This is a genomic window from Pseudomonas asuensis (assembly GCF_014646755.1).
Lineage (GTDB): Bacteria > Pseudomonadota > Gammaproteobacteria > Pseudomonadales > Pseudomonadaceae > Chryseomonas > Chryseomonas asuensis.
The window spans coordinates 1-1285 of the sequence record NZ_BMNW01000062.1; the positions used below are offsets into that span (position 1 = coordinate 1).

At 50.4% G+C, this 1285-nt stretch carries 1 protein-coding gene; it reads right to left on the reverse strand.

What is annotated here, in order from left to right; genetic code table 11:
* Positions 1-230 precede the first annotated feature (230 nt).
* The coding region (locus IEX86_RS24640) for an F-box protein (protein WP_188868777.1) at positions 231-1285 on the reverse strand (1055 nt) is incomplete at its 5' end.

Genomic DNA, 1285 nt, shown 5'->3' on the forward strand with positions numbered 1-1285 from the left:
AGACTGAGGAGGTACGTGGTTTCGTTTTGGAGAACGGCGAGAAACTTCATAAAGCAGGCCATAGCGCTATCGACATGCGAGCGCTAGCTATAAGGCCTAAAGAATGAACTGACCCCCGAAAGTTGGACACATTAGCAAGGCTTTAACTCAATGACAGAACTAGAGGCTTATCCTTTCTGTACGGTAGAGATTGGGACTCACATTAAGAGAACCCCAAGGGAGTCATTGTTTTACCCTTTTGTTTTTAAATCCTCTATCACAGCCTGTCGCTCTTCTTCAGGCTTTTTGGCTACCGCTCGCATGTCGTAGGGGCTATGGCCTGCTTTATGAAGTTTCTCGCCGTTCTCCAAAACGAAACTACGTACCGCTTTAATCTCTTCGGCTAAAATTCGCATGGCATCGGCGTTATGGCCTGCTGCGTGAAGGGTCGCGCAATGCTCCACAACGAAATCACGTACCGCTTCAGGCTCTTCGGCTAGCTCTTGCATGGCGTCGACGTTATGGCCTGTTTTATGAAGTTTTTCGCAGTTCTCCGAAACGAAACCACGTTCCCTTTCAGGCTTGGTGGCTAGCCTTACCATGTCGTAGGGGCTACGGCCTGTTTTATGAAGTTTCTCGCCGTTTTCCAAAACGAAACTACGTATCGCTTCAGGCTTTTTGGCTAGCGCTCGCATGTCGAAGCCGTCATGGTCTGCTGCGTGAAGGGTCGCGCGATGCTCCAAAACGAAATCACGTACCGCTTTAGTCTCTTCGGCTAGAATTCGCATGTCTTCGGCGCTATGGCCTGCTGCGTGAAGGGTCGCGCCGTTCTCCACAACGAAACCCCGTACCGCTTCGGACCTTTCGAGCAAGTCTTTTATATCGGCTTTGCTAAAGCCAATGTCTCCGAGACGCTGGCCATGATTTATCAAAAAGCGTTGTGTCGGTGTGATATGACTATTTGCAACGGCATTCAGGTGCCAGTTGGTCTGCCGTAGAGCCAAGACGCCGTTGGGATCATCTGAGGCAATATGCCCTGCTATACGATCCAATATTTCATTAGGAAGCTTTGCCAGATCGGAAGAACCAGGAAGTATAGACCTCGCCTCGGGCGTGAATTCCGTTGTGGGAAATGTACGCTCAGGATTAGAGGTAGACTTGGCAGATAACTCCTTGAGCTGGCTGTTGCGACCAAACACAAAGGTTGCCTCAAAAGGGTTGTCCGGGTCACCCGGTACGTGCGCAACCTGGTAGTGACAGCGGGTATCGCCATTAGGTAAACGTTCCTGGTTAACCTGTCCTTCGT